At 44.9% G+C, this 7,116-nt stretch carries 6 protein-coding genes; all 6 read right to left on the reverse strand.

What is annotated here, in order from left to right:
• The coding region (locus GPLA_RS21335) for a helix-hairpin-helix domain-containing protein (protein WP_040515638.1) at positions 1 to 919 on the reverse strand (919 nt) is incomplete at its 3' end.
• Entirely contained in the window at positions 916 to 1,353 is a 438-nt protein-coding gene (locus tag GPLA_RS21340) for a VPA1267 family protein (protein WP_007107111.1), read from the reverse strand. The genes GPLA_RS21335 and GPLA_RS21340, both read right to left, overlap by 4 nt.
• On the reverse strand, positions 1,353 to 2,030 hold the full coding sequence (gmtX, locus tag GPLA_RS21345; protein ID WP_007107112.1) for a gamma-mobile-trio protein GmtX: 678 nt from the start codon (positions 2,028 to 2,030) through the stop codon (positions 1,353 to 1,355). The genes GPLA_RS21340 and gmtX overlap by 1 nt, the downstream gene beginning before the upstream one ends.
• Position 2,031: 1 nt before the next feature.
• Positions 2,032 to 4,695, reverse strand: coding sequence for a gamma-mobile-trio integrase GmtZ (gmtZ, locus tag GPLA_RS21350; RefSeq protein ID WP_007107113.1), 2,664 nt, complete (start codon positions 4,693 to 4,695; stop codon positions 2,032 to 2,034).
• Positions 4,695 to 6,152 (reverse strand): gamma-mobile-trio recombinase GmtY, encoded by a 1,458-nt coding sequence (gmtY, locus tag GPLA_RS21355; protein ID WP_040515641.1) that lies wholly within the window; start codon positions 6,150 to 6,152, stop codon positions 4,695 to 4,697. The genes gmtZ and gmtY overlap by 1 nt, the downstream gene beginning before the upstream one ends.
• A gap of 174 nt (positions 6,153 to 6,326) precedes the next feature.
• Positions 6,327 to 6,782 carry an RNA recognition motif domain-containing protein gene (locus GPLA_RS21360; RefSeq protein WP_007107115.1) on the reverse strand — a complete coding sequence of 152 codons (456 nt, stop codon included), beginning with the start codon at positions 6,780 to 6,782 and terminating at the stop codon, positions 6,327 to 6,329.
• Positions 6,783 to 7,116 lie beyond the last annotated feature (334 nt).

Below are 7,116 nucleotides of genomic sequence, written 5' to 3' on the forward strand. Positions count from 1 at the left end.
TGACATTTTCCATCAGCAACTGAGCCGTTGGATGGTAAGTGCCTTTCTCGTGATTTAAAAGGTATTGAGCCTTGTCATGACCCGCCTTAAACGCTTTGGCGACCAGCTCTTTGTCTTTGAGTAACTTGGTTAAGTGAGGGCGTAAATTGTCTTGTGTTGTGTAGGTATGGCCTTTATCAATCTCTTTGCGTATTGCTACTTCAAGCGCTGCGCTCAATCGCCTGTCATCATTTGTTGCGTCCTCAAGTTGCGCTTGAGAAAGAGCATCCACCTCTGTAAAGCTCATGCCAAAACCAATTAACACATAAGGATTCTGTTTAATGGCTTCTATGGATTGCTCAGAGTGATACTTCAACAAACGCTGCTGAACACTGGCAGGTATTTTTTGTTCGGACATCCAATTGCAGTAGCCTAGATTCTTGTATTTAGCATACCCCTCAAACAAGGCGATGATGGAATCCTCGCTCAGAACGCCTCTAAGCAGCTCTCTAGACTCTGGTGTATTTTTTCTCAAGGTTGCATGAAGATTCTTACCTAAAAGCTCCCATAGTGCCCTTGCTTTGCTTTCACCAATACCTTTAAAGGCAGCTTCTCTGGCGATGAATCGGATCAATTGCTCGCCTGTTTCTGGCAGACTGCATTCAACATGCTCAGGTGACTGGTAGGTATGCTGCTGCATCACGTAATCACCCGTGTCCATCTTTTCGATTTGTCGATTTCCTTTGACTGACCAATACTGACCGATTGCAGGTTGTGCAGGCAACGCGTCAGGATCTATCTTTATAGTGACGTAGTATTTACCGCTGTTGGCTCTGTAAGAGTTTTTCTTTAACGGTGTACCGCTGAATATCACCATCTTTGATGAGGTATAAGGGATACTGGTGACGCGCAATTGGTCTTCATGTAAGGCAGCATTCATCGCGGCATGAACCCCATTTCGGACAAGGTTTCTGATAATTCACCAAAACGCTTAAGCTTACCTTCAAGCTCTTTGATTTTGGATTTTAACTCGATGTTCTCAGCCTCCAGTGATGATGATCGCGTTGAATTAAGCGCCTTGCGATTCGCCGTATTGTCGTATTGTTTCGGCTTATCAGCGTCTTTTTTGGCGGTGTCGGTCAGTGGTGGGAGCACGCCTCTGTCGCGCAGGTTATCTTCCAGCTTTTTTAAATCCTTTCGTATATCAGGGTTTTGATTTAGGGCTGATTTGCCACAGCCTACGGCTTTTGCCACTTCGATACGATTTAGCTGACCTCTAAACACGATTTGTTTAAAATCATCATCCTGTTGCGTTGCTACCCATGACTGAAACGCATCGAGGTTTTGCTGTGCTTTTTGCTGCCCACTTGCCATTAGTCGTCAACCTCACCTAATAGCTTTCGCAAGCCAGTCACAAAGCCACGGGGGAATATTTCTGTGTTGTACTCCATGTCTTTTACTTGGCCTGTCTGCGTGGTTTGCCAGTCGTTCTTGTCCATACACTCATCGGAGATGGCATAAGCCAGTGCCTTTTTCTCTGATTCAATTAACACGCCAGAAAGTGAAGGTAGCACTTCAATGCTTGGCTCTGTGCTGGCATCAAACTGACGAACAGGTCGCTTATCAATGGTGATGTTGGCGTGCTGCTTAAGCAGGTTTACTTCTTTACGGTAGCGGTTTCGCTCTGCAATGATTTGCCCAAATAAAGCGCGAACGGCAGGGTCAGGAATACGCTCTAGCAATTTATTATCAACGGGTACTGATTTTGAGCGAGCATGCGCCACCAATGGTTTCTTGGTGTTTGTCTTGCACTTTTGCGCCCAGGCTTCAATCAATCTGCGATAATGCGTGTTGCGGGTTGCTCTAAGTGCTTCGTAACCAGGGCCAGATTCGGCTGCCGATATTCGTCCAATCTGGGTAATGGAAAAGTCCTTCTGACCTGATTCAGCATACGCTTTTAAGATAGTGTTCAGCGTATCCAAGTTTTGTTTGGTTCTCGGCACTTTACCGTCTTTTAAATCCTCAAGAATGACATCTATATCCAGCTTCATGCTATTTCTCCAATAGTGCAGGTTGAGTGAGGGTTTCTAAGCGTAAGGCTTTATCCGACAGGGCATTTATGCCTGCGCTAAATAGCTTGTGGTCAGACAGGTATTCACCCGCTTCGATGTAATTAGCCACTTTACGGTAACCTTCCATTTTATCATCAGGGTCGGCTATCTTTGCCATTTGGCGTAGCATGGCATTACCAGCGATTAGCTGTTGTTTTTCATCCATTTCCATAAAGATAGGCTCAAAGCCTTTCTTCATTAGTACACGACTGAGTTGGCGAGAGCGCTTTTCAATAGCAGGCGTCTTACGCAATTCATCCTGCAAGTCAGGGAAGAATTCGGCATCGTCACATAGAAGAGACAAGTGCAATAACTCCGACTCCGTTTCAACGAATCGTAAGGCATGGCTAATATCTTGTTCATTCCCTACTGCAATCAATTTATCTTTGGTGTCATCATTGTTTCGGGCTTCCTCGACGTGAATGATTTTGCTGATTAACTCAAAGCAGGTTATCCAGTCTTTGGCGTATTCATCGGCCTCTACTTGTTGCTTTTCATAACGGCGTTGCAATACCTGCATGTCATCATGCTTGGTAAAAGGCGTACCTTGCTCTTCACAGAAGAACTGCTCGTCTTTAAGTGCTTCCAGCTCACCTTCGATTTCAACCGATAGGTTAGCCGCTTGGTGAGCCTTGTAGCTGAGTTGATTAAACTGTGCATTAAGTGCTGGCAGGTATCGCGCCTCGGTAATAAACCAGCGACATCGAATACAGTTTTCAGGGCCGTGCGGTACGCTGCTATAGATACGATTAGCAGCAGAACTTGCATCTTTAATCAACTCACCACCATTCCAGCAACCTCCCAGCGTACTGATTTCATCGGATTTTACGGTGTTGCCTCCGACCAAACATAAGCCAGATGAACGTTCTTCCCAACCGATGGGGTTACGGTTAACTAACGCCACCTGAATGCTATCTTCTTTGTGATAGACCATCTTGCACTGAATCTGCGCTAGTGAGGCATCTTTGAGGAAGTTGCGCACCGACTGCTGGGCTTTACCCTCAAGCTGTCCTTCGGCTTCATTCATTTTTTCCGCCATCACGGACGGGGTGATTTTATTGTAGTAGATGGTCATTAGGATGCGTGAGTGGCCTGCCAGTAGTTTGGATATGACAGGCAGCGGCAATTGGGTATCCATTGTGTAGGCGGTTATCAAGGATACACGCAAGCTGTGCAGTGGGTGGTTCGTGGCAACCTTAGATGCTTCTGGAGTGCCTTCAGGATAGTCCACTACCAGTTTAAGTTGCTCTCCATTATCAAGCGTATTACCTTGCTCAGCGAGCTGGTTTTCCAGTGTCATCAATAGTTGATACCAGAAAGTATTCATAGCCGCAAATCTAATTGGTTTTGAACGGTCACTCTCTTTCGCTGACGCATTCCGAAACAGAAAGGCAACTTCCCCCATGCTTTCTAATTGGGTTTGTGACTTCTGATGCTTAGTATGTTTAATTAACAGCGTATTGCAGTCTATCGGTTTCGCTATCGGGTTGTATTTTTCCTGCCAGTTACGTAGTTTTTCCAGCCAATACAAGACTTCTTCATTCTGCCAAGGAATGATGTAGCCGCGCTCTAGCTCCGATTTATTTTGGTCTGCGGTTTTATTGGTGTTGACATACAAACCTGTTGAATATTGGCCCGTCATAGCGTCATGGATACGGCGAAAGATGCCTTTACCAAAGGGACGTTTTTCGCTACCGAGCGCAAAGTCGTGCTTGTCGTTAAGCCTCCACTGACCATTTTCATAGCGCCACGTATCCGCCTCGCCACTATCTAGCAAGCGCACTTGATAGGTACGCAGTGGCAGATGAAGTTTCATGAATATGACCATCGCTTTGACGGGTGACCACATTTGATGGGGGGTGATTTTTTTACCTTTTATCTTCACTTTTTTAGTGCGCCACACGCAATCGGGATCAGATTTATCAATCAGTTCTGGCTCAACGTCGAACCAGTCGCCACTTCCACCTCTTTCACCTTGCCCTGACTGCTCTTGCGCCCATGTCCAATGCTTGAAGTGGCGGTAGCGATAGCTAGGCAGTAACGACTCGCCTTGCGCTAGGTTTTGCTCAATCACCGCCAATTCCGCTTTATCTGGTAACGGGCAAAGAATTTGGCGCAGGTCTTGGATATAACGATAAGGCAGTGGGTTGCGCACGGTTTCAGTGTGTGAAGTTTGCACCTTGATTTTGCTCAGCGGATTGCGAACCAGTGGCATTAAGTTGCCGCTATCATCTTCTTCAGATAAATGATGCTCAATGATGTAATCAATGAAGTCGCAGGGATAGTTGATATTATTTGAGACTAATGCGGAGGTGTTAAGACTTTTTCTCACCCGAACTTCTAGCTCTTCAGTGGAGCAGATATGACCGTTACACCCCTTGAAAAATAGACCCACATCGACTGCATATGGGGCGCACTCCATTAAGTAGGATTCAAAAAAACGGCTTAACGCAGATAGTTTATGTTCAATCGATGTACTTTGCGCAGTCATCCATTCGGAGGCCAATTCCTGCCATTGCTCCCACTCAGGGCCAAGGGTAGTGAGCATCCATGAAAACGTTAAGTCCGATGAGCGTCCGTCATATTTTTTGCCTTTCGTTGCCATTATTTACCTCGTAATTTCGGATGCTTGCCTGTGAAATAGCCTTGCGGGTCAATATCGTCAAAGCCATGCTCGACCAATGATTTCCAATCTAGCGATTTTACTTTGGACTCAGGATTTGCCAGTTGTAGCGTGGCCTTGTTGAGTTCATCGGAGATTTCCTGCTGCCCTTTACCTGTGTAGGGAACTTGAGACTCCAGTGATTTGTGGTGCATACAGCGGCGAATAACCAACGGATTGAGGCCTGACTGTTCTAATCGTCTGCCATAGTTATGTCGATGTCCGTGAGGGTCTAGCCCTTCCGCTTTATTCGGTGCTAACCCAATGCGCTTTAAACCATTTGCGTAATTATCGTGAAAAGCCCCTAGATTATAAGGGTTACCTAGGGCGCTGTGGTGAAATGAAATAAACGCATAAGGGTGGTGACAATCAATACTGGCTCGGTACTTTTGGTAGTCCTTCCACAGTGACATAAAGACCTTGCCATAGTCAGTTGGGAAAAATTGTACTTGGATGTAATTATCACGATGGTCAACAACACGACCTTTCCAACCAATTCGCGCTGTACCCTGCATTTTGATTCGCGGTATACGGGCATATTCTTCTTTAAGGTAGGCTGCTCTGGTATGCTTTCCACTTCGACTGTGCCAGCCATCAGGCGCTTTACCATCAACTTCGTTATATACCCGAACCACAGCGTTATCTGGGTTGTAAGGATCTTCAAACACATCCGTCACCCAAATTGATAATGCCTCACTTTCTCGCAGACCACCGCCGTGCATCAGTAGAAGAACAAGCTTATCTCTTTGTGCTACTCGTGGGTCTGTAGCGCCACCCATTCCCTCTTTGAAGAATGCTTCCCAGTGTTTTTCTGGGAAGGCAATCGCGTCATCTACCGTCTTGGTCAGTGGAGTGCGCCCCTTCATTGTTCTGGCCTTGCGAATGGTTTTATTGATATTCTTGTCTTCAATATGCCCAAGAAAATCATTCTGGTTTTTACGAAACCATGCGGCGTAATTTAAGCGTTGTTCATGCGGAGTCGCATCCCTTAGGGGATTCATTGGCTCAGTACCTTGCTTATTAGCAATCCAGTCAGTAAAAGCGGTCAGCCTATGGATGTGTTTATTGACATGCTCTGTTGAACTTGGCATCCAATATAAGCCCGACGGATCGAGTCCATCTTCTCCGATAGTGCCGCTATAAAGACGCTTGGCAAAGGTTTGGAATAAAATTTTAGGGTCATTGAACAAGTCCTTGTTTGCCTCCATATAATCTAAAAGCAACGCAACAACTTGAATGAACTGGTTCATGACGGATGCACTTACACCGTTAGCCTCCATTTTAAGAAGGTAATCCGTTACAACACTCAACTCTCCCTGCTCGGTGAGCAACACTGGCAGTTGGCTTTTTACGCCCGTATTATCTTCAACAACAGTCGCTTTTACTTTAACTGATGACAAGTTCCGAATGCCCATACATATAAAACATATTAAACACTGTAAACCTATATAAATAAATGTCAATAAAAAAGGCAGATTTCTCTGCCTTAATACACATTATACATACTAGGAGTTACTGTATATAAGCATTGCATCGGCTTTTTTATTGCTATTAGAAATAGCTATAAGTAGAAGTTACTCTTCTACTTTGTCCTTCGCCATACGGACTTTTAAGGTTCTCTCTTGAAATTCGGAATCATTTAAGTTCTGAATAGCTTTTTCAGCTCCTGCATTTGTCATTTCTACAAAACCGTATCCTTTGCGTTTACCTGTGCGACGATCTTTCATCAGGCGAACAGAATGAACCTGTCCTTGCAGCTCGAAATGTTGTTGAACAGCTTGTTCATTGGCACGATAAGGTAAGTTGCCTACATATAGAGTTTTACTGTTCTCATCATCAGATTGTTCTTCAACCGCCGTAGCGCCAGAAAATTGTGAACTAATAACAGGAACGAGAATACCGCCAAGTAATAAACCAAGGGCTAACGCGAGGCTAGGATCTAGGTTTGCAGCAACAACAGGTAATAGGAAATAGCCCGCAACAGCAAGGGCGACGGCAATGATTATATTTATTATAGTGGGTGAGTTCATGTATCTACCTAAAAGATTGTGTGTTTATAAGAATAATAAGGCCTAGCTATGTTAACCATTTATTACAAAATCGCCAACTAATAAGCCTTTACATTTATTTAAATTGAGGCAAATAGCAGCAATGTGGCCTAAAGATAGTCACATTGTTTATAAAACCAGCGGTCGAACGGTTTTTTTGAAATAAGGGTTGCGCTAAGGGTTTGTATCTCTATAATGCGCATCTCGCTTCGGGACAGCCGCTACAGCAGCTGCACCGACACTGGGTTTACCCAGGTGATTGCGGGCTCTTCGGAGTCAAGTAGTTAGCGTGATGTAGGGCAGTTTAGTTTGGTTG

It is taken from the genome of Paraglaciecola polaris LMG 21857 (assembly GCF_000315055.1).
GTDB lineage: Bacteria > Pseudomonadota > Gammaproteobacteria > Enterobacterales > Alteromonadaceae > Paraglaciecola > Paraglaciecola polaris.